The following is a 20735-nucleotide window of genomic DNA, read 5'->3' as shown; positions in this document are numbered from 1 at the left end:
ATAAAAAAACCGGCTGATATGTTTTCAGCCGAATTAGAAGATTAATAAACTGCTGTCTCTAATCTTTTGAGCAGCCTTTTTATGCTGGAGTTCGCTTCTTTTAAAACCATTTCTTTATCAACTGTGTTCAGCTTCCGATTTTCCATCACAATTTTCCCATTGACAATGGTAGATTCTACATCTGCACGAGTGGCTGAATAGACTATCCTCGAGATAGTATCGATATCAAATGACGGATATACATGAAAATCATTCAGATTAAGGATAGCAAGGTCTGCTTTCTTTCCGGGCTCCAGACTTCCGATTTCCTGTTCCATTCCAACTGCCTTAGCTCCGCCGATCGTCGCCATTCTGAAGACGGTTCTCGCATTCATTGCTGTTGGTCCGTGCACAGGCTTCTGAATGATGGCAGCCAGTCTCATTTCATTAAACATATCCAGATTGTTATTGCAGGGAGCCCCATCCGCCCCCAGGCTTACAAAAGCCTCTTGATCCAATAAGGATGGAATTTCTGCCACACCTGATGCCAGCTTTAGATTGGATCCCGGACAATGGCTGACCTTTACGCCCCGCTCTTTAATGATTCTTTTTTCATCTTCATTAAGCCAAACACAATGGGCCAGTATCAGCCTTTCATTGGCAAGCCCAATGCTGTCCAGGTAAACTACATTCCGCATGCCCAGTTCTCTTTCAACAAGCAGAATTTCATTGGCATTTTCCGATGCATGAGTATGAACTCTTACATTGTACTGTGCAGAGAGATCCCTGACATTTGTCAGCAATTCCTCTGTGCAGGAAACGACAAATCGGGGACAGAAGGCATATTGTATGCGTCCGTTATCACGGTTATGCCATCTTTCAAGGAGATCCACGCTTTGCTGGATGGACTTGGAGGTATTTTCTCTTAACGGAACAGGGACCTCATCCCCTTTATCCATCATGACCTTTCCGGCAAGTGCCCGTATGCCGCTTTCGGCAATGGCCTGAAAGGCATATTCGGTATGATTAACCGTTTCCATGTCCACTACAGTTGTTGTTCCGCTCTGGAGCAATTCGCCAATTCCGAGCATAGCAGAATAATAGATGGACTCTTCATCATGCGAAGCCTCAAGCGGCCAGATCTTTTGCTTCAGCCAATCAAGAAGCTCCAAATCATCAGCCTGCCCGCGGAATAATGTCTGGCACAGATGGATATGTGTCTGAATAAATCCTGGAATGATCGTCTTTCCGCTGGCATCGATTACTTTATCTGCGTTATGTGTTAAGTTCTGTCCAATTTCGGCAATGCGGTCATCTACAATATATAAGTCTCCGAAAATGATTTCTTCAGCTGCATTCATTGTAATAATTTCAGCGTTTTTTATCAGAATACTGCTCAATTTCTTCCTCCCCCTCGCATTGGAGTTACTTCTGACGGCTCCAGCGTTCCATATGACATAATAAGCTGTCTGTAAAATTGAATGGAGCGCTGATATGCCGCCAGACTAACCCACTCATTTGGCTGATGCGCGAGCTTTTCATCACCTGGGCCATAAATCAAGGTAGGAATTTCACTCCTTGGATTAAGTACAGCACCATCTGTATAGTAGGACACCCCGTAATGGTCCGCTTCCGATTCGCCCTTTACCATCTGCGCAATTTGAATAATGTCCCGAGCAGGATCAGTTAAAATAGATGGACGGTCAAGAAGGGGTTCAACACTGTATTTATAAATTTCGCCCTGATCCAATAGAACATCTAGTTTGGATTTTAGCTTGTTTATAAAATGGGAATGGGATTGAGGGGGAACTGTTCTAATATCTGCTCTGATGCTGCATTTATCCGGAATGACATTAGTCTGCACTCCGCCTTCAATCATGGTAACAGCCAGGCTGCTTTGTCCGAGGGGCTTCTTTTCTGTCTTCCATTCATTTTTCATTTCATCCAATACCCGGATTATTTTCAGCATATGATCTACTGCATTGATTCCCTGTTCCGGCATGGAACCGTGAGAGGTTTTTCCATAAGCTGTGATCTCAAGCCAAAGGGCTCCCTTATGGCCAATCACAATTTTTTCATTTGTCGGTTCGGCAATGACAAGTGCATCAATTTTTCGGCCATCATTTTCGTTTAAAAAAACCCTGGCACCGCAGCTGTCAACTTCTTCCCCTGCTGTTGCCAAAAAGGTAACGTCTGCTGGCGGAAGAATATTTGAAAGATACAGCTCCTCCAAAGCCAGGAACATTGCTGCAAGGCCGCTTTTCATATCAGAAGCTCCTCTGCCATAAATCCGGCCATTTGCGATTTCCCCTGAAAAAGGGGAGTAAACCCATTCTCCTGTTCCAGGTGAAACTGTATCCATATGGCCGCATAAGAATAGCTGTTTACCGCTTTTTCCTGGCAGCGTAACTTCAAAATTGCTTCGAGTCTCATCAAGCATGGTCACTTTAAACGGCAGACCATTTTGCTTGCATCTGTTAATAAAAGCTTCAGTCACTAAATGCTCGTTTCCGGGCGGATTGGAGCTGTCAATTTGGAGCAGATGCTGAAGAAACTGAATATCATTCATGAATCTGCCTCCATAATTTGCATTTTAATAGGGGTCACTTTAAACCCATTAACAGGCGCCATGTCCTGGGAACAAGTTGTACAGGCAATGACAACATCGCACAGTGCTTTCAGCCTTATGTAATCGCCAGGCTTGGAAAGGGGTTCTGCAATGACATAATCCCCGGCATCATCAAGGACATTATTCATAAAGATATTAATGGGATCCGGAATAATCGGAGGATGAATATTATACTTTTTCAATGCATCCGCAATATTATCATGGCAATTAGGGTGGTCCTCTTTGTCGAAATCAACTTTGTAGCGGTAATAATCACATGCCGGAAAGAAGAAATCATGTTTTCCAACAGTATCTTCCAACAGCTGCATTAGCGGACGGCGGCGGTTGCTGTAAAGCCAGTCTCCCGTTTTAAGCCGTATGCTGCTTAGTGAAGCCCGCATATGGACAGGTGAAACATGTTCCCCGGGATCTTCATAGTTAAAGCAGACAAAGTCCCCAACCTGTTTTCCTTCCATATCAATAATAATCAGCTCTTCCCCTTTGTGAATCAGTGCGCTTCTTCCTTCATACGGCGGGATAATAATTTCGTCCCGGATCTTGCCTCTGTTAAAAACCTCTTTCATTTGATCACCAGCCTTTGTTGTTATTCAATGAAAACTGCAACCGCACGAATCGGAGATCCCGTTCCTTTCCGAATTCTGAGAGGGAGTCCGAAATATAGAAATCGCATGCCTGCGATCTGGTCGAGATTGCAGAGATTTTCCGTATTTGTTATTCCGTATTCACGGCAAATAAGATGTCCGGAGTACTTTGGATCATCCGGATGGTCAATGGCCGGAGCATCAATGCCTATATTGACTGCACCTTTTTCAGCCAGCCATTTTGCTGCCTGATAATCCAGGCCAGTATACGTGGTGAGCCATTTATCAGTACCATAAGACCGATTGTAGTGGCCTGTATAGAGGAGGACGATATCTCCTTTTTCAATAAACTGCTGTGATTTCCTCAGTGCATCCTCGAGGTCACGGTCTGTAATATATTGATGGGGCTTGATATGGGATACGTCCAGGCAAACTGCTGGCCCGTAAAAATACTCAAGCGGCATTTCATCGATGTATTGGCCGTTTGGATCATATTCATAAGTTGCATCACTATGAGTTGGACCATGTTCATTGATTAATAGATTATTAGTTGCAAACATAAACCCAATTTGCTTTTCACTTTCTTCGTGGGAGATATTCGGGAAGATCATTGTTTTCTGATGAAGGGGAAAAACAGGCATCCCCTGATAAATTTCCTGCGTTAAATCTACAAGCTTAACTCCCATGGTATTCCTCCTTTACCTGCTGTATCTTTTACTATATGGAAAGCGGCAGAGAACGCCGCTTTAATGATCAATTAATAATGGTTGGAATGACCTCAAACTTATCTACATCAATAAGCCCCATATCTGTAATTTTCCATTTAGGGCTTGTTACCAATGACCAGAATGATAAATGCATAAAGGGAACTTCCATACCGCAGCCAAGAACTTCTTTGGCAAGCTGCGACAATTCATCGACCTTTTCACTCATTTCTTTTCCAGTTAATTCATCTGTCATTAATCCGCCAATCCGGAGAGGAAGATCACCTACTACTTTGCTATCCTTTATCATGGCTATTCCGCCATCCATGGCAATGACACGGTTCACCGCCGTGACCATATCTTCGTAGTTAGTTCCTGTTACAATGATATTGTGTGTATCATGAGCAACACTTTCTGCTATGGCTCCGCTTTTCAAATCAAAGCCATGAAGAAACGTCTTGCCGATTTTTCCGGTTCTGCCATGGCGTTCAACAACCAGCAGAGGCAGAACATCCTGCTTTAGGCACGGCTGCACAATGCCGTCTTTGACATTCAATGTGAATTCGCTTCCGCCAGTTAAGTTCTGAAAAGGTATAGCTTCAATTGCCCTTACTTTTGCACGGCTTCCTGGAGCTTCAATAGCGAGTTCCTTCACTGTTACAGGCTTCCGCTTCACTGACTTTTTCACACTTTCCGGATATATGTAAGGAGCAATATCTATGGTTAATTCGCCTTTTTCAGCTGCTTTTTTCCCTGCCAGGTATACCTGATCAATTGTCATATTGTTCAGATCGCTGATCACGACAACATCTGCTCTTTTGCCTGGTGCAATTACCCCCACATCCTTAAAGCCAAAATGGGTGGCCGGATTAATGGTCGCCATTTGGATGGCTTCCACTGGATCAATCCCTACTGCAATGGTTCTGCGGACAATATCGTTCATATGTCCGAAATTTAACAGATCAGCAGGCACCATATCGTCCGATACAAGGATTGCACGGCGGGAATCCAGTCCATCCTCTGTAATAGCCCTGATGCAGTCTGCCATATTTCTCTGGGAGGAGCCTTCACGCATGAACACACTTACACCATTGCGAAGCTTTTCCACTGTTTCTTCTTTCGTCGTAGTTTCATGGCAGGACACATGGTTCCCTCCGCTGATAATATGGGCTGCAAGCTCTTTTCCAAACAATCCCGGCGCGTTCCCTTCAACCGTCTTCCCTATGCTGTTTGCATATGAAACTGCGGCAACAAGGTCGTCTATTAATTCCGGTGCATGCTCATATACGGGCCCGATATTGCTGAAGCTTTGAATTTCCCCAATTCCCTGCACATATGGGTCTGCCAAAAGCTCTTTCATATCCTTTGATGTCACATCAAAGCCGGATGTTTCAAGTCCTGGAGCATCAGGCACAGCACAAGGCACCGTAAATAATACCCGGTTTGGAAGTGTCTTAGCTTCTTCAATCATTGCCTGCATTCCGTGAACACCCAGGACGTTCCCAATTTCATGCGGATCACCAATCAGCGTGGTGGTTCCTGTCGGAATGGAAAGCTTGGAGAATTCCGTACAAGTCAGCATCGCACTCTCAAAATGCATATGAGAATCAATGAACCCTGGACAAACGAATTTCCCCTGAATGTTTTCCACTTTCGTTTTTGGCCCAATTAAGTCCTTTGCGTCCCCTGCCATTAAAATATATTCGCCTTTCATCGCTACGTCTGCTTCATAGATCTCCCGGGTGATCACATTAATAAAGTATCCCCCTTTCAGAACTACATCTGCATACTGGCTGGAATCAAGCAATACATCAATAAGCTTGCGGTATTGCACTGCCTTTTTGATATTTTTTGCATCCATTTATTAACCCCCTGTTTCCATTCCTTCTACACTGTCAATAATTCCGATAATGGCAGCATCGATAGGAGCATCTTTATTCTGAACCGCTCTTGATGCCATGCTTCCAGTCACATAGATGACTTTCTCGCCAATGCCGGCACCAACAGTATCAACGGTTATAATGGGGTTCGGTAACATTGAGCCGTCCAATCCTATAGGCTGGGTAATTAATAGTTTTGTGCCCACCAGATTATCATCTTTTCTTGTGGCAGTTACACGGCCAACCACTATTCCCATTTGCATAAAGACCTACTCCTTAAAGTAAAATAATTTCGATCTTAAGTTCCTTTGCTGTATCTCTTGCCAGGGGGGTTATGATAGCCCCTTTTGGAACAGTTAGCTGATTAAGCTTGCTCAAATAGGCAAACCGGACTGTCTCATCTGAAATAACTGTTTTCTTCATTTGCTGAACAGTAAAGTCTGCCCCATCATTGAAATCTATTAATCTTATGCCAAGCATCTTTAGCTCTGCCATCTGCCCATTAAGTTTTCTTTTTAATAAGTCCGGACCTTTATCCATTCCTTTCAGTTTCCAATATTGGCTGAAAGGATCACCTCCAGCCTTCAAAGCCGTAACCCGTTTCCCTTTTAATAAACACATTAGTATGATCCGCACCAAAGGCCTTTGTTCGTTAAGGGTTAATAGATCTGCTATTAAAGAAAATGATAGAATAGGCAAAAGGATTTCATCAAAATGATCAAGAAGCTGATCATTAATCAATGAAGCAGAGATCCAATCGTCATTCCCGGTCAGAAAAACTAACTCCTCAAGCGGAAATTGGGTCAGCATTTCTTCTTCAGCAGCCATTCTAAGTGTAATATCTTTCTGTATTAACTTTTTCAAGTAAGAAAATCCCGGTTCCATTCCTATCATATGAGAGGTTAATAGAGCCAGGATATGAGGTTTTCTGTCTCTGCAGTTATTATTTCGCATGTAAAGCGCCTGCAGAGTGTTTTTCGCCATAACACTCTGCTTTTTGCTCCTCATGCTTATTCACCGATATTTTTTGATAATAGAGCTCTTTCAACTTCGCTGTGCGGTCTTGGAATGACATGGACCGAGATGAGTTCTCCTACTCTGCTGGCAGCTTCAGCACCTGCATCAGTGGCAGCTTTAACGGCTCCGACATCTCCTCTGACCATAACTGTTACAAGTCCAAATCCCACTTTTTCATATCCGCAGATCTCCACGTTTGCTGCCTTAACCATTGCATCCGCTGCCTCAACTGCGCCGACAAGACCTTTCGTCTCGATTAATCCCAATGCTTCACCCATTGTGTGTTTCCTCCTTAAGTTTATTAAACTGATGGTTTGTCATTATTATTTTCGTTATGTTCATTTAGTTCTTTAGCTTGCTTTTTTCCATTCGGCTCTTCTTCAGCTTTATCCTTTTTTTCAGCATCTGTTTCCATATGCATTTCTTTCAGCTTAAATTGCGGAAGCAGCTTCCCGGCTACTTCACTGTGAGCACGCGGGATAACATGAGCAGAAATTACTTTCCCTATTCTCTCTGCTGAACTCACACCGGCATCGACTGCAGACTTTACAGCTGCCACATCGCCGTTAAAATGAATTGTGACGCCCAGATAGCCATCCACACCTATTACTTTTTCAATTCCTACAATTTCTACATCTGCTGCTTTTACGGCTGCATCTGCTGCAGAAACTGCTGTTGAATAACCAACGGTTTCAATCAAACCCAATGCTTGCAACTGAAGAATCCTCCTCCTATGAAATTGTCAGACCGGCTAAATTTTTAGGAATTATTGTGCTGATCTGTGACTGTGCTGCTGGCCAAGCCTTATTTAATCCTGTCGAATTCCTTACAAAGCTGATCCGTGATCCGGGATACCTCATCAAACTGACCGTGAAGAAGCACGTATTTCTTCTCTATTAAAAAATTGATGTGTTCGGCCGTACTTTTTTTCATGTGCCGGTCAAGGAGTAAAATACCCGAATAATAGTCAATTCCTTCAATGACAGCGACACCGCCAATTGACGAGTTAAGCCCCAATTGTTTTGTAAGCCATGGACTGGGGGACTTTTCTTTATAGGCCGTAATCGTTTTAAATGATTTTTGGGAAAGTTTTTTAAAGAAGCTCTTTAAAGCGTCCAACAGTAATTCATAATCCTCTTCATAAAGCTCCAGCGAAAAGGATTGCCCGCTGTTTTTGTCCCATGACAGGCAATATTTTAAAGAAGGAAACTCTCTTAAAAGGTCATTCAGTAAAAATAGCTGTCCTGGCGTACATTTTTCTGAAGTAACTACCCCGATTGAGGCTGTTTTTAATTCCCGCTGAAAGGAGCCTTCCAATGTGGGATGAAGATCTGAGAACAGCCAGACTTTCACACCCTCCGGCGTTTGTCCGATAAACTGGCTTTCTCTTGCATTTCGTCTAGGTTTTGTTTCAGCAGAAACCCGCTGTTTCCCTTGTACCAGGGACAGGGTCTGAAGCTGTGCAATTTTTTCTTTAGCGGAAGGCTTGGGTGAAGAAAGTGAAACTGTCTGCCTTCTAACGTTCGGGTGTGGATTAGCAGCCTGTGGCGCATCTGCATGATTGACAGCTATTCTTTTATTCATTTTTTCCTTCTGATAATTAGGCCGGTTTATGCCCGGTATACCCGACTTTAATCCCGGCTGGCTTTGGTGCGGGGACAAATTGGGAGCTCCATTAATAGGATTTACTTTTGACTTGCTGTAGGGCTTCATCACTTCTTCTACAACACTTTTAATAAAGTCAGACACACATTATGCACCTCCACTTTTGGAACATCTTCTTATAGAATTTTGCGAAGTTCTGAATGAGGGCGGGGTATAACATTGGCCGAAACCAGTTCTCCTCCAGCCATGGTGTGAGCAGTCTTCCCAACCTCAACAGCAGCTGTGACTGCTGCAACATCCCCTTCAATAATGACGGTGACAAGTCCGGATCCGACTCTCTTTAAATCAACTAAGCTGACATTTGCTGCTTTTGCCATTGAGTCCAGCGCTTCAATAGCTGCTGTCAAGCCTCTTGTTTCTATCAAGCCAATTGCCTTCATTTTTGACCTCCTCTACTGCAAAAACTTAAAGATAGTCTTCGAGATTCACTTCAATGGGGATTGAAGTCCTTTTAAATAACTCTTCTTTTCCAAGCGGATAGGTGGCGTCGATGCCCATCTTATCACTCACTCCTTTTAAATGATGGGAAGACTCGAGCGGTGATCCCTTCGCACCCTGTACGATAAAAATGTCATCCCCCGCCTGTACTCTTGTCGCTATAGCCCATTCAACATCATCTGAATCAAAGATATCGACGTCATCATTCACAACAACTACATGCTTTAAATCCTTATCGCTTGCAAAAGCTGCAAGTGCTGCCTGTTTTCCGTCACCATCATGTTTCTTCTCAATTTGTATGACTGCATGATAGCGAGCCACCCCGCCCATCGGGATATGTACAGCTTTGATATTTGGAACAACCTGCCTGACGGTGCTTAAAAGTGTGGCTTCCCTGACTAGCGCCATTGGCAGCCTTTCTTCATAGCTTGATGGAAAAATAGTCTGTGAGATAGCGTTATTACGGTAAGTAACGGCTGAAAATTCTACTATCGGCTGAGGCGTTCTGGTGCCATAATAACCGGCCAGTTCGCCAAACGGCCCTTCCAGTTCTCTTTCAAATGGCAGCATTTTGCCTTCCAGAACGATTTCCGCATCAGCCAGTACTTCCAAATCCACCATTTTGCACTGAACGACATCCAGAGACTGGCCAAGCAGTGCACCTGCTACATCCAATTTGTCGGTATGATACAAATGCGTACTGATCTGAGAACTTAAGACAACAGCTGGAACTACACCAAACATAACAGCCACTTCCATCGGTTCGCCGATGCTTTCATAATGGGCATATTGCTCCATCAGCTCCGGGGAGGTTATGAGAATGTTCGTTCGATTACCGCCAAGATATTGCATCCTGCGAATCGAGGTATACCTTTTTCTGCCGGATAAGTCTTTAACCACCAGTATTCCTGCTACATAATAAGCTCCTGAGTCTTCTGCATGATAGGTTGGGATAGGAAACAAATCTGCCAGATCAAATTCCCCGGTCACAAGATTCTCCTGAACAGGACCAGTTTGCCTTAAAGTCGTCGGAATAGGATTAACAATTGATTCGATGATTTTAGGAATAAGTTCAGATGAGGTGATTCCCATGCTGTCTGCCATCAGCTCTCTATCTCCTCCCAAACCGGCAGCCATGGAAGATTGATAGCCTTTGATTCTTTCAAATAAAAAAGGCTGTCTTCCATTTTTCGTATTAATCACTGCTCCCAGTTCGTAGAGCGGATCCACCTCTTTTTTCACCCGATGAAGAAGTCCCCTGCTTTCCCATCTATCCAGCAAAGCCCTCATTGTTACAGGGTTCATGCCTTTTCCCCCCATCTCTCCAAGAGCTCATGGTCAATATCCAGCATGTCCAATATCCTCGCCACCATAAAGTTGGCCAGCTCCCAAATTTCCGTCGGCTTATGGTAAAAGCCAGGTGATGCAGGCATTATGCATGCACCGCTCTCAGCAAGAAGAGTCATATTGCGCAGGTGAATCAAATTAAAAGGAGCCTCTCTCGGAACAATAATAAACTTTCGATTCTCCTTCAAAACAACACTGGCAGCCCTGCTTAGAAGCGTATCGCCGACCCCGTTCGCAATCGCACCCAATGTATTCATCGAACATGGCACAATCACCATTCCGTCTGTTTTAAAGGATCCGCTGGCAACCGCAGCGAAAAGATTCCGGTTGCTATGGATAGCGGCATACTCCTTCAGCTCGTCCATCTTGACCCCGCATTCAAATTGCATTACTTTTTCTCCCATCTCCGTAGCAATTAAATGCGTTTCGATCTCTAATTGATGAAGAGCGCGGATCAGTGTATATGCATACAATGATCCGCTTGCTCCGGTTATGCCCACTAAAATTCGTTTTTTCCTTGGACCTGGAGAAGAGTTAGACAACAGATTCGTCTTGGGAGAATTTCTTTTTAGCCAGTTCTTTGTATTCTTCTGTTGATAATATATCTCCGAAAATGTCAATGTCCCTTAGACCGGATACGTGCATATCGTCATCCTGAGAAGCGGTGGCATCTGATACGCAAATAACATTATAGCCATGATACAAGGCATCAGAGGCGGTACTGCGTACACATACATTGGTCCAGACTCCAGTAAGGACGACCGTATCAATTTCTTCTTCTCTCAAGAAGAGATCAAAATCGGTGTAGCTGAATGCGCTATGCCGCCTCTTTTGGACCACATAATCTCCTTTGCTCTCATCGGGCTGAAGCTCTGGAATGAACTCCGAACCCCAAGTTCCCTTTACTGCATGGACAGGTCTTACACGGAAATCACGGTCATTCTTTCTGTGAGCTTCCTGAACATGCACAACCTGGATATTGTGATCATGTGCGAATTCAATAAGCTCTTGAATTTTAGGAACGATTTTTTCGCCATTTTCACACCTTAATGCTGCCTTTTCCCCGATAAAGTCGTTTAACATATCAATAATGACTACACAGTGCTTTTTTCCCCTAAGTTCCAATCCATTCAGCCTCCCTCGATATATATATTTATTGCTGTGCTACAGGATCTTTTGTTTTCACATTTACCGCTTCGTATTTTTCATACTTCAATGTTCTTTCAAGTCTCTGGATGCTTTGGCGCGGAACGTACTCACCATATCCCGCTTCTCCGACGATCCCTTTGTCTTCTTCGTAGACCACGTTTCCGCGGATAATTGTCTGGACTGGCTTCCCTTTTAGTTTCATGCCATGGAGCGGATTATATTTAGCCATTGATTCTGTTTTCTGCTCATCAATAACATATTCTTTTTCAAGATCGATAACCGTGAAATCTGCATCACTGCCAATTTCCATTGAGCCTTTCTTAGGGTATATGCCATAATGAATGGCGGCATTGCGGCTCGTTACTTCTACAAATCTTGATAGGGATAAGCGGCCTTTATTTAACCCTTCACTGACAAGGATCGGCACCATCGTTTCTACACCCGGGATGCCAGGGAAGGTGTTCCAGATCGTTGCACCGGGATAATCCTTTTCGGTGGCAATTTCATATGGAGCATGGTCAGTTCCGACAAAGTCGATTGTGCCATCAGCCAGAGCCTGCCAGTGGGATTCGTTATCCTCTTTTCCTCGCAGCGGAGGAGCGATTTTTGCATAGGAGCCCCGCTCTGACATGGAATCCTGAGCATTTAAAACAAGGTAGTGAGGGCAGGTTTCAGCTGTAACCTTGACACCGCGCTTCTTTGCAGCTTTAACCAGTTCGACGCCTTCCTTTGTGCTCATATGTACCACATGTACACGTGCGTCTGTAGCTTCCGCGAAGCTGAGAATCAGTTCAATGGCCACCTTCTCAGCGAGGCTTGACCGAGCTTCAGCCCATGCCGGTCCGTCAAGGCGGCCTTCTTTTTCAAGTTTCTTCGAATTGAATGTGCAGATATCGTAGTTTTCAGCATGAACACCAATAGGAAGACCGGTTTTTGCAACGTTTTTGAAAATCTCCAGCATTTCTGCGTCAGATACTTTAGGGAAGGTAGGTACAGAAGGAGTCATGTAAACTTTAAATGCTACAACTCCCTGATCTATCTGAGGGTAAATATTATCAATCCAGCCTTCTCGTGCATCCTCACCAGTCATGCCGCCCCAGAAGCAGTAATCAATATAAGCCTGATCCCTGATTGGACCGATTTTTTTATTGAAGCTATCTCCATCGCGTACAGATGGCTTGCTGCAGCATGGCATATCGATAATGGTTGTCAAGCCTCCGGCTGCTGCAGAACGGCTGCCGGTTGCAAATGTTTCTCTGTGAGTAAACCCGGGATCCATAAAATGGGTATGTGGATCAATACAGCCTGGAACGACTAATTTCCCTTGAATGTCAATGACCTTGGATGCATTTAGAAAAGAAATGTCATTCGTGTAGCCGACAATCTTTCCCTCGTTTACTAGAATATTTGTTAAAACCTGACGATCTCCCTGCGGAATATTTGCATTTTTCAGAATTAAGTCCATTTTCCCTGCTCCTATCTATTAATTTGATTTCTGCCTCAAAAAAAGAGGCAGATGGTTACAGCAGCTGCTATCAAATCATTTCAGCTGAATGATCTCCTTTCAGCTGTTCGATTCTTTCACTTTCACTTATATTTAAATCTTTATAATTAAATACCAAATTTAATAAAATTGCTGTGATGCTTCCCAGTACGATTCCATTTTCAACCAGCAGGCGTGCACTTGTCGGCAGACTCTCAAAAATCTGCGGGACCACCGCTGAACCAAGTCCAATTCCTATTGAACAGGCAACAATAAGCAAGTTTTCATTTTTGCTGAAATCCACTACAGAAAGCATTCTGATTCCCGATGAGATAACCATCCCAAACATTGGAATCATTGCTCCTCCAAGAACAGCCATAGGAATAATCGTAGTCAGAGCAGCCACTTTAGGCAAAAGGCCCAGAATCATTAATATGACACCGGCTGCGATAACAACATTTCTCGTTTTTACTTTAGTCAATGCTACAAGTCCCACATTCTGTGAAAAGGACGTATAAGGAAACGCGTTAAAAATGCCCCCTATAACAACAGCCAGTCCTTCTGCACGCAGCCCTTTTTTAATGTCTTTAGAGTCCAGTTTTCTCTCACAGACATCTCCGAGAGCCAGAAATACCCCAGTAGATTCAATCATGCTCACAATCGCTACTAAAGTCATCGTAAGGATGGCTGAGGCATTGAATGTCGGGAATCCGAAATAAAACGGCTGAACGACATGAAACCAGGAAGCCTGGCTGACTTCGGCAAAGCTGACAAGCCCCATAAAATAAGCTGCTATTGTCCCGGCCACCAATGACAGCAGGACAGAAATCGCTTTCATATAGCCTTTAAAAAACCTGTTCATTAAAATAATCAACACCAATGTAAATGCAGCCAGGAATAAATTTCCCGCACTTCCATAATCAGGTGATCCAAGCCCGCCTGCAGCATTATTCATGGCAACAGGAATCAGTGATACCCCGATAATAGCAACGACTGAACCGGTTACGACCGGCGGGAAAAACCTCATAATTTTACTCATAAATTGGGATAGGATCATGACGATAATACCTGAAGCAATAATAGCCCCGTAGATGGCTGTAATGCCCTGCAAATTCCCGATGGCAATCATCGGGCCGACTGCTGTAAAAGTACATCCCAGAATCACAGGCAGCCTAATGCCAAAATGCTTCCCCCCTATAACTTGAAGCAATGTAGCAATCCCGCAGGTAAACAAATCAATCGAAATTAAGTAAGCAAGCTGCTGGGCAGTAAGCCCAATTGCTGGTCCCACAATCAACGGTACAATGACAGCACCTGCATACATGGCTAGCACATGCTGAAATCCCAAAGTCCTTACTTTCCAAGGATTTAGCTTTTCCAAAGACTTTCCCCCCAGGTTTAATTCTTTGTTATGCCTTAGCCTTACTCCAGCTTTTAAAAACCGGCATCACCTCCCAAAAGAAAAATGTGTATAAAAAAAACCGCAGCAATAGATAACATCAAAGTAAACAATAGATGTTCTATTACTGCGGTTTCATTCAGCTTCCGTTAAACAAAAGACAAAGGAACCGCTCCTATATTCAGGTTTAAGAAAAACTGCGTCATGCACAGCTCTCCCAAACATAATGTAAAACTGCTATTCTTCAAAATAAATAATGGTGCATGCTTCTTCAGTAACAGGATCATAATCTTTTAAAATCGTTTTGACTTTCAAATGAAGAGCATCTTCAATCATACCTTTAAAAAGCGATTTGAATTCAACAATCAATGCTGAATCAACCGAAATGGTCAGGTGATGGAAGTTCTGGCTCAGCATCTGCAGTGCCTGAACACGCTTATGCTGTGCAAAGATGATGACTCTATCATCAAAAGTTTCAATACGCTGTTTTTTTACGCCTGTTCCATAGATCTCCTGGTTCACACGATTATAGAGAAAAGCGAGATCTTTTTTTATTGTCTGAGATAATTTTGAGGTTAAAACAGTCATGTAATCCTCCTGTTAATCACTATATTAAACAAGGCTATTTTATAAGTCAATATCTTTTTTCAGAAAATTCGTACTTGACAAAATATTAACTTAACTATTACACTACAAATCAACTCCCCCTCTATTTCTATAATAGTCCCAATAATACCTCCCTTCAGCACCATGAAAAATTAAATAGAATTTTTCGTATAACCTCAATAATTGGTTTGAGGGTTTCTACTGGGAACCGGAATTCCTATCTACGAAAGGTATATTTCCTGTGGACTTCATACAGGAACCTTTTGTGCAGGAATTTTTTTATGCTTATTAGTCTATTTAGAAGAAGATGCATAATATCATAATTTAAATACCTCTGCTTGCTCGCCAGGCTAATATCCCTACAAACTACTCACACTATTTTTCTCATTGCCATTATAGTTTCAAAATCTATGAGGAGGCGAAGATTTGAAAAGTATTAAATTTATTGTTAATGGAAAGGAATCTACGGTCGTTTGCCCGCCTGCGAAACCGCTCCTTGATGTCTTGAGAGAAGATCTGGGTCTGACTGCCAGCAAGGAATGCTGCGGAAAGGGAGAATGCGGATCATGCTCTGTTCTAATCAATAATGAGGTTGTATGTTCCTGTCTTGTACTAGCTGGCCAGGCGGAAAACCAGGTGATCACCACTTGTGAAGGAGTCGGATTATCACCAAATCTGGATGTGATTCAGGAATCATTTATCGCCGAAGGAGCAACACAATGCGGGTACTGTACTCCGGGAATCATCGTATCAGCAAAAGCTTTCTTGGATGGAATTGACCATGTTCCATCCGTTGGGGAAATTAAAACCGCATTAGGAGGCAACTTATGCCGCTGTACAGGCTATACCAAAATTATTAAGGCCGTTCAGACAGCTGCCAGCCAAAAAATATCCGAGCCGGAAACAATCCGATAGTCCATGACACATACAGCCATTTTGCTTGCCGCGGGCCAGTCCAGCAGAATGGGTACTCTAAAAGGACTGCTGCCATGGAATGGTATGACCTTAATCGAGCATCAGCTGAACACTCTCAGAAAATCGGTGTTCACAGATATTGTAGTTGTATTGGGATTTGAAGCTGAAAAATTCCTCTCAATCGCAAAAAAGTATTCTGCAAAATTGATAATAAATGAACATTTTCAAGATGGTAAATGCTCGTCAATCATTGCAGGGGTGAAAGCTGCAGTCACGTTATCAGAAACGATTCTGATAACATCCGTGGACCAGCCGCTTCATTCTGTCACCATTAATAAGCTCGCCGAGAATCTTAGAAAAAGCCGCTGCCTGATTGCAGTCCCCAGCCACCAAGGCAAAAGAGGACACCCAATCCTCTTTTCCTCCCGATTGAGGAACGAGCTTTTATCGATAAAGGAAGAGAAAATGGGCTTGAGACATGTAATTCAGCAGCATGAGAAATTTCTCCTAGAGGTGCCAGTGGAAAATGAGCAGATTCATCTCAACCTGAATCATCAGGAAGATTATAAAATTGCGCTTAAAAAATATACCAGGAGGTAAGTCGATGCTTGTTTCAGAGATTGACATGATTACCCCTTCCTCTCTATCCGAATGTCTGATGCAGCTATCGAAGGAAGGCAGGAAACTTAGATTGATAGCAGGCGGTACAGATGCTGCAGTCCGGATGAAGGAAGGCAAATGGCGGCCGGAAATTTGGATCAATATAAAAAGCTTAAGTGAGCTGCGGTATATCGAAGAAAGTGAAGATTGTATTCATATTGGCCCATTGACCACACATACGGATATTATTCATTCTCCGCTTCTGCAAAGAAAAGCGGATGTTCTCGTGGATGCAGCGCGGGAAGTTGGCGCCACTCAAATGCAGAATATGGGAACAATCGGCGGCAATATTGGTACTGCCTCTCCTGCAGGCGATACCCTTCCGGCTTTGTATGTTCTTGGAGCAAGGCTTGAACTCACCTCGCTGTCGAATAAACGAATCATTCCAATCGAAGAGTTTATCCTTGGTCCCGGCAGGACAGTTTTAAAAGAAAATGAAATGATCACAAAAATCCTCATAAAACCGCAAAAACCAAATGAAATAGGCATTTTCCAGAAGCTAGGCCCCCGCAAAGCACAATCTATTTCCATTGTGAATGTTGCTATTTCACTCACAATGGACCAGGACCTGAAATGCAGGGAAGGAAAAATCGCCTTCGGATCTGTGGCTCCAACTATTATCCGGGCACGCAAGTGTGAATCAATGCTTCCCCTGGGAACGCTTAATGATGAATTAATCCGGAATATCGCCAAAATTGCCTGGAAAGAGGTCATGCCCATCACAGATGGAAGAGCAACTGCTACATATAGAAGGGATATGGCGAGCGCTTTATTAGAAAGAGGATTGTACCGTTTAATCAGGAGGTGGAATAACCAGTGAACACCAAATGGGTTGGGAAAAGGGTAAAAAGAATTGATGGCCCGGAAAAAGTAACCGGAGAATTAAAATATATGACCGATTACCATTTTGACAATATGGTTTGGGGCAAAGTGCTGCGGTCTGAATATCCGCACGCAAAAATTAATTCTATTGATATTGAAGCAGCCAAAAATCTGCCTGGTGTTATATGTGTACTAACCCATAAAGATATTCCCGGCTTTAATGGATTTGGGATTGTTGTTCCCGATCAGCCTGTTCTGTGTTCTGATGTCGTCCGGTGCACAGGGGACGCTGTAGCCCTGGTTGGAGCGGAAACACTGGAGATCGCCGAACAGGCACTGAGTTTAATTAAAGTGGACTATGAGCCCCTGGAAGTTGTTGCAGATGCTGAATATGCCCTAACGGATTCTGCTCCAAAGCTTCATCCTGATGGCAATCTGCACAGCCATGTCAAAATTAATACCGGAAACATTGAGAAAGCCTTCGAGGAAGCTGACATCATTTTAGAGAATACCTTCTACTCTCCCCGGCAAATGCATGCTTTTATCGAAACAGAAGGCGGCTGGGGAGTTATGAATGACGAAGGGTTTCTCACGATCCGCTGCCCTGGCCAATACGCTTACCGCGATCGAATGCAGATTGCAAGGTCCCTGGCTTTTAACCCTGAAAGAATCAGAGTCATTTCAAGTCCTATTGGCGGAGCATTCGGCGGGAAGGATGAGATTACGGTTCAAATTTATCTGGCCCTTCTTGCCATGCATACAAACGGGCGGCAGGTAAAAATTCATTTAAGCCGTGAAGAGTCTGTCATTGCCGGCATAAAAAGGCATCCTTTTAAAGTCAAAATGAAAACGGCTGCCAAAAAAGACGGCACATTGCTGGCTAACCAGGTCACAGCTATAGGAGATACAGGTGCCTATGCTTCACTCGGAGGAGCAGTCATCGCTCTGGCGATAGAGCATTCATGCGGCCCTTATAAAATTCCCAATGTGGATCTCGAGGGCTTCTGTGTATATACAAATAACGGCATTGCCGGTGCCTTCAGAGGCTTTGGCGTCAATCAGGTATGCATGGGAATTGAAACACATATGGACATGATTGCAGAAAAGCTGGGAATGGACCCTATTGACTTGCGCAAAAAAAATGTCTATCACCAGGGGGAAGTTTCAAGTGTCGGCCATATTGTCAAATCCAGTGTTGGCACCTATAAAACCCTGGAAACAGCAGAGAATTGCGATCTGTGGAAAAACCGGGAAAAATATAAATCCGAAGTAAGTGAGCCATGGAAAAAACGGGGAGTTTCCGTGGCAACATCCTTTCATGGCATCGGAATGGGAATTGGCCTTCCTGACTATGGAGCCGCCTCTATTGAACTTCTGCCGGATGGAACATTCCTTGTAGGTGTGGGATGCGAGGAGATCGGAGGAGGCAACAGCACCGTCTATGCCCAGATAGCCGCTGAAATGCTGAACTGTGATATCAGCAATATCAGAATCGTTCAAGGTGATACACAAAAAACACTTGATGGCGGTACTGTAACTGCATCCCGCTCCACCTATACCGGGGGAAGAGCTGTAGCGGCAGCAGCACCCAGGATGACTGAGCTTCTTATTCAAACTGCTGCTGAAATGCTGAATATAAATTCATCCCAAATTGACTTAAGACCGAACCATATTTCAGCCCATGGAGAGATCATACCTTATAAGTCTATCTATAAATACCTTTATAATCATCATCAGGCAACTAGAGTAGAAGGTCACTTCTACCTGCCGAAAGAAAAAGAAGAAATCAAAGGTTCCGGCGGTGCTCCCCACCATATATACGGATATTTGACACATGTGGTAATGGTGGAAGTTGATACTTTAACAGGTGAAACGGAAGTTCTGCGGGTTGTATCCATCCCGGACGCGGGCAAAATCATTAATCCGCAGGGACTGGAGGGCCAGGCTGAAGGCGGAGCCGTAATGGGCATCGGCTATACCCTTTATGAAGATGTACTGATCGAAAATGGATATCATAAAACGCGGAATTTCACTGATTATATCATCCCTACTATTCGCGAGACTCCTTTAATTGAGACCTTTCCGGTAGAAGAGCCTGAACAATCAGGGCCCTATGGGGCGAAGGGAATTGGAGAAGTGGTGATGATTCCGATTATTGCTGCTATCATGTCAGCCATATATGATGCAACAGGAGCCAGAATCCGCCATCTGCCGGCTACTCCCGAAAGAGTTTTTAATGCATTGAAAGATCTCAAAAAACAAAAAGTCCAATCCTCAAGGTGATCCTATTGATGAGCCGCAATTTATTTGCCAAATTAGAAGAGTCATTCAAAAACCGGAAAGACACATTTCTGCTGACCATAACAGATTATCCTGATGAAAAACTCATTGGAGCGAAAGCTTTATTATGGCCAGACGGAGATTTCTGCACCGAAGCCTCCCTTCTGCCGCTGGATGTGAAGGATTTATTAGCGGTACATTGCAATAAACTGGTCACCAAAAAACGGTCCGGCACTGTGAGATTTATGTGGAAGGATCGTTTAGTTGAATGTTTTGCTGAGTACTTTCCTTCTCCTCTCCATTTGATAGTCGCCGGTGCCGGCCATGTGTGTGAACCCGTGGCAGAAATGGGACGTATGCTCGGATTTTTCGTGACAGTAATAGACGATCGGAAAGAGTTTGCAAACAGAGAACGCTTTCCAAATGCAAATGAAGTGGTTTGCCAATCCTATCTGGATTATTTCAGGCATGTCGACATTTCGGAAAAAACTTATATTCTCCTTCTTACCCGGGGACATAAGTATGACGTTCTCAGTTTGAATGAACTCTTAAATAGGGAATGTCAGGCAGGATATATTGGCATGATCGGCAGCAGAAGACGTATTTCGGGTGTATTCGAAGAACTTCAGCAGGATTTTCCGGATGAAAGCTTTGAAAACTTATACACCCCTGTGGGTCTCGATATTGGTGCTGAAACTCCTGCAGAGATTGCAGTCAGCATCATGGCAGAAATTCTGAAAGTGAAAAATCAAAAATCCGGAGATTCCTTAAGTTCGCAAATTAAAAGATTTGCAAAAATGGGTTTCCATGAGGGGGCTGACAAATGGACCAAATGCAGCTTATAAAGCGCACCCTCGATATCAGGAAAGGAGGTGAGAAAGCAGCCCTCGCCACAATTATCCGCACGAAGGGCTCTACTCCGAGAAAAACCGGAAGCCGGATGATTGTATTCTCCTGTGGAAGAATAGAAGGAACAATTGGCGGAGGCTGCGGTGAAGCAGAAGTAATTGAGAAGGCTTTCCAGGTCATACAAACAAATACCCCAAGTCAAAAACGCGTTGATTTAACAAAAGGGCTGTTTTATGAAGATGGCGGAATATGCGGTGGAATTATGGATGTTTTTATTGAACCCATCTAACCTGAAGAAAATATATCTCCCGCCTATTCCATGGTCAAGTCAG

The 20735-nt window shown here is 43.7% G+C and carries 23 protein-coding genes and 1 riboswitch; of the genes, 6 read left to right on the top strand and 17 right to left on the bottom strand.

What is annotated here, in order from left to right; all coding sequences use genetic code 11:
- Nucleotides 1-41: 41 nt before the first annotated feature.
- The 17 genes from IRB79_RS13065 to IRB79_RS12985 all read right to left on the bottom strand — a co-directional run bounded on the left by IRB79_RS13065 (nucleotide 42) and on the right by IRB79_RS12985 (nucleotide 14859).
- Nucleotides 42-1379 carry a 5'-deoxyadenosine deaminase gene (locus tag IRB79_RS13065; RefSeq protein ID WP_243508942.1) on the bottom strand — a complete coding sequence of 446 codons (1338 nt, stop codon included), beginning with the start codon at nucleotides 1377-1379 and terminating at the stop codon, nucleotides 42-44.
- Entirely contained in the window at nucleotides 1376-2548 is a 1173-nt protein-coding gene (locus IRB79_RS13060) for a M20 family metallopeptidase (RefSeq protein ID WP_243508940.1), read from the bottom strand. The genes IRB79_RS13065 and IRB79_RS13060 overlap by 4 nt, the downstream gene beginning before the upstream one ends.
- Nucleotides 2545-3171, bottom strand: coding sequence for a DUF1989 domain-containing protein (locus tag IRB79_RS13055; RefSeq protein WP_243508938.1), 627 nt, complete (start codon nucleotides 3169-3171; stop codon nucleotides 2545-2547). The genes IRB79_RS13060 and IRB79_RS13055 overlap by 4 nt, the downstream gene beginning before the upstream one ends.
- Nucleotides 3172-3191: 20 nt before the next feature.
- Nucleotides 3192-3875: a cyclase family protein gene (locus IRB79_RS13050; RefSeq protein ID WP_243508936.1), complete on the bottom strand. Its 684-nt coding sequence runs from the start codon at nucleotides 3873-3875 to the stop codon at nucleotides 3192-3194.
- 67 nt (nucleotides 3876-3942) lie between these two features.
- Entirely contained in the window at nucleotides 3943-5754 is a 1812-nt protein-coding gene (locus IRB79_RS13045) for an adenine deaminase (protein ID WP_243508934.1), read from the bottom strand.
- A gap of 3 nt (nucleotides 5755-5757) precedes the next feature.
- On the bottom strand, nucleotides 5758-6036 hold the full coding sequence (locus tag IRB79_RS13040; protein WP_048010084.1) for a EutN/CcmL family microcompartment protein: 279 nt from the start codon (nucleotides 6034-6036) through the stop codon (nucleotides 5758-5760).
- Nucleotides 6037-6049: 13 nt separating this feature from the next.
- Nucleotides 6050-6757, bottom strand: a complete 708-nt coding sequence (locus IRB79_RS13035) for a hypothetical protein (RefSeq protein ID WP_243508932.1) — start codon at nucleotides 6755-6757, stop codon at nucleotides 6050-6052.
- Between the two features lie 26 nt (nucleotides 6758-6783).
- Nucleotides 6784-7068 (bottom strand): BMC domain-containing protein, encoded by a 285-nt coding sequence (locus IRB79_RS13030; RefSeq protein WP_009334686.1) that lies wholly within the window; start codon nucleotides 7066-7068, stop codon nucleotides 6784-6786.
- Nucleotides 7069-7091: 23 nt separating this feature from the next.
- On the bottom strand, nucleotides 7092-7505 hold the full coding sequence (locus tag IRB79_RS13025; RefSeq protein WP_279401063.1) for a BMC domain-containing protein: 414 nt from the start codon (nucleotides 7503-7505) through the stop codon (nucleotides 7092-7094).
- An 89-nt stretch (nucleotides 7506-7594) separates the two neighbouring features.
- A complete protein-coding gene (locus IRB79_RS13020) occupies nucleotides 7595-8539 on the bottom strand; it encodes a hypothetical protein (RefSeq protein WP_243508930.1) in 945 nt (314 codons plus the stop codon).
- 32 nt (nucleotides 8540-8571) lie between these two features.
- The gene (locus IRB79_RS13015; protein ID WP_061790799.1) at nucleotides 8572-8835 is read right to left on the bottom strand and encodes a BMC domain-containing protein; all 264 of its coding nucleotides are present in this window, start codon (nucleotides 8833-8835) and stop codon (nucleotides 8572-8574) included.
- A 25-nt stretch (nucleotides 8836-8860) separates the two neighbouring features.
- On the bottom strand, nucleotides 8861-10198 hold the full coding sequence (locus tag IRB79_RS13010) for a UbiD family decarboxylase (RefSeq protein ID WP_243508928.1): 1338 nt from the start codon (nucleotides 10196-10198) through the stop codon (nucleotides 8861-8863).
- Entirely contained in the window at nucleotides 10195-10782 is a 588-nt protein-coding gene (locus tag IRB79_RS13005; protein WP_285869762.1) for a UbiX family flavin prenyltransferase, read from the bottom strand. Before IRB79_RS13005 ends, IRB79_RS13010 begins: the two co-directional genes overlap by 4 nt.
- Nucleotides 10775-11365 carry a cysteine hydrolase family protein gene (locus tag IRB79_RS13000; protein ID WP_243508927.1) on the bottom strand — a complete coding sequence of 197 codons (591 nt, stop codon included), beginning with the start codon at nucleotides 11363-11365 and terminating at the stop codon, nucleotides 10775-10777. The genes IRB79_RS13005 and IRB79_RS13000 overlap by 8 nt, the downstream gene beginning before the upstream one ends.
- 28 nt (nucleotides 11366-11393) lie before the next feature.
- Nucleotides 11394-12854 carry an allantoinase AllB gene (allB, locus tag IRB79_RS12995; protein WP_243508925.1) on the bottom strand — a complete coding sequence of 487 codons (1461 nt, stop codon included), beginning with the start codon at nucleotides 12852-12854 and terminating at the stop codon, nucleotides 11394-11396.
- 70 nt (nucleotides 12855-12924) lie between these two features.
- A complete protein-coding gene (locus tag IRB79_RS12990) occupies nucleotides 12925-14196 on the bottom strand; it encodes a nucleobase:cation symporter-2 family protein (protein WP_243509395.1) in 1272 nt (423 codons plus the stop codon).
- Between the two features lie 312 nt (nucleotides 14197-14508).
- Entirely contained in the window at nucleotides 14509-14859 is a 351-nt protein-coding gene (locus tag IRB79_RS12985; protein ID WP_243508924.1) for a Na-translocating system protein MpsC family protein, read from the bottom strand.
- Between the two features lie 164 nt (nucleotides 14860-15023).
- A riboswitch (purine riboswitch) is annotated at nucleotides 15024-15121 on the top strand.
- A 182-nt stretch (nucleotides 15122-15303) separates the two neighbouring features.
- Here IRB79_RS12985 and IRB79_RS12980 point away from each other — a divergent pair.
- The 6 genes from IRB79_RS12980 to IRB79_RS12955 are packed head-to-tail and all read left to right on the top strand — an operon-like array spanning nucleotide 15304 to nucleotide 20692.
- Nucleotides 15304-15792: a (2Fe-2S)-binding protein gene (locus tag IRB79_RS12980; RefSeq protein WP_243508922.1), complete on the top strand. Its 489-nt coding sequence runs from the start codon at nucleotides 15304-15306 to the stop codon at nucleotides 15790-15792.
- Nucleotides 15793-15795: 3 nt separating this feature from the next.
- Nucleotides 15796-16392 (top strand): nucleotidyltransferase family protein, encoded by a 597-nt coding sequence (locus IRB79_RS12975; RefSeq protein ID WP_243508920.1) that lies wholly within the window; start codon nucleotides 15796-15798, stop codon nucleotides 16390-16392.
- Between the two features lie 4 nt (nucleotides 16393-16396).
- Complete coding sequence (locus tag IRB79_RS12970; RefSeq protein WP_243508918.1) at nucleotides 16397-17272, top strand: FAD binding domain-containing protein; 876 nt, start codon at nucleotides 16397-16399, stop codon at nucleotides 17270-17272.
- Complete coding sequence (locus IRB79_RS12965; protein WP_243508916.1) at nucleotides 17269-19557, top strand: xanthine dehydrogenase family protein molybdopterin-binding subunit; 2289 nt, start codon at nucleotides 17269-17271, stop codon at nucleotides 19555-19557. The genes IRB79_RS12970 and IRB79_RS12965 overlap by 4 nt, the downstream gene beginning before the upstream one ends.
- Before the next feature lie 8 nt (nucleotides 19558-19565).
- On the top strand, nucleotides 19566-20399 hold the full coding sequence (locus IRB79_RS12960; RefSeq protein ID WP_243508914.1) for an XdhC family protein: 834 nt from the start codon (nucleotides 19566-19568) through the stop codon (nucleotides 20397-20399).
- The gene (locus IRB79_RS12955; RefSeq protein ID WP_243508912.1) at nucleotides 20378-20692 is read left to right on the top strand and encodes an XdhC family protein; all 315 of its coding nucleotides are present in this window, start codon (nucleotides 20378-20380) and stop codon (nucleotides 20690-20692) included. The genes IRB79_RS12960 and IRB79_RS12955 overlap by 22 nt, the downstream gene beginning before the upstream one ends.
- Nucleotides 20693-20735 lie beyond the last annotated feature (43 nt).

The sequence above is a fragment of the Cytobacillus oceanisediminis genome (assembly GCF_022811925.1).
GTDB classification, from domain to species: Bacteria; Bacillota; Bacilli; order Bacillales; family Cytobacillaceae; genus Cytobacillus; species Cytobacillus oceanisediminis_D.
Note: the sequence above shows the minus strand (reverse complement) of the source record. Positions and strands in the feature narration are given on the sequence as shown.

What these genes read in the sequence shown, in the direction of transcription:
- IRB79_RS12985 (WP_243508924.1), bottom strand. Translation starts at nt 14,859, where the DNA reads ATGACTGTTTTAACCTCAAAATTATCTCAGACAATAAAAAAAGATCTC.
- IRB79_RS13010 (WP_243508928.1), bottom strand. Translation starts at nt 10,198, where the DNA reads ATGAACCCTGTAACAATGAGGGCTTTGCTGGATAGATGGGAAAGCAGG.
- IRB79_RS12960 (WP_243508914.1), top strand. Translation starts at nt 19,566, where the DNA reads ATGAGCCGCAATTTATTTGCCAAATTAGAAGAGTCATTCAAAAACCGG.
- IRB79_RS13050 (WP_243508936.1), bottom strand. Translation starts at nt 3,875, where the DNA reads ATGGGAGTTAAGCTTGTAGATTTAACGCAGGAAATTTATCAGGGGATG.
- IRB79_RS12975 (WP_243508920.1), top strand. Translation starts at nt 15,796, where the DNA reads ATGACACATACAGCCATTTTGCTTGCCGCGGGCCAGTCCAGCAGAATG.
- allB (WP_243508925.1), bottom strand. Translation starts at nt 12,854, where the DNA reads ATGGACTTAATTCTGAAAAATGCAAATATTCCGCAGGGAGATCGTCAG.
- IRB79_RS13030 (WP_009334686.1), bottom strand. Translation starts at nt 7,068, where the DNA reads ATGGGTGAAGCATTGGGATTAATCGAGACGAAAGGTCTTGTCGGCGCA.
- IRB79_RS13045 (WP_243508934.1), bottom strand. Translation starts at nt 5,754, where the DNA reads ATGGATGCAAAAAATATCAAAAAGGCAGTGCAATACCGCAAGCTTATT.
- IRB79_RS13040 (WP_048010084.1), bottom strand. Translation starts at nt 6,036, where the DNA reads ATGCAAATGGGAATAGTGGTTGGCCGTGTAACTGCCACAAGAAAAGAT.
- IRB79_RS13055 (WP_243508938.1), bottom strand. Translation starts at nt 3,171, where the DNA reads ATGAAAGAGGTTTTTAACAGAGGCAAGATCCGGGACGAAATTATTATC.
- IRB79_RS12970 (WP_243508918.1), top strand. Translation starts at nt 16,397, where the DNA reads ATGCTTGTTTCAGAGATTGACATGATTACCCCTTCCTCTCTATCCGAA.
- IRB79_RS12990 (WP_243509395.1), bottom strand. Translation starts at nt 14,196, where the DNA reads ATGTATGCAGGTGCTGTCATTGTACCGTTGATTGTGGGACCAGCAATT.
- IRB79_RS13035 (WP_243508932.1), bottom strand. Translation starts at nt 6,757, where the DNA reads ATGGCGAAAAACACTCTGCAGGCGCTTTACATGCGAAATAATAACTGC.
- IRB79_RS13015 (WP_061790799.1), bottom strand. Translation starts at nt 8,835, where the DNA reads ATGAAGGCAATTGGCTTGATAGAAACAAGAGGCTTGACAGCAGCTATT.
- IRB79_RS13060 (WP_243508940.1), bottom strand. Translation starts at nt 2,548, where the DNA reads ATGAATGATATTCAGTTTCTTCAGCATCTGCTCCAAATTGACAGCTCC.
- IRB79_RS12955 (WP_243508912.1), top strand. Translation starts at nt 20,378, where the DNA reads ATGGACCAAATGCAGCTTATAAAGCGCACCCTCGATATCAGGAAAGGA.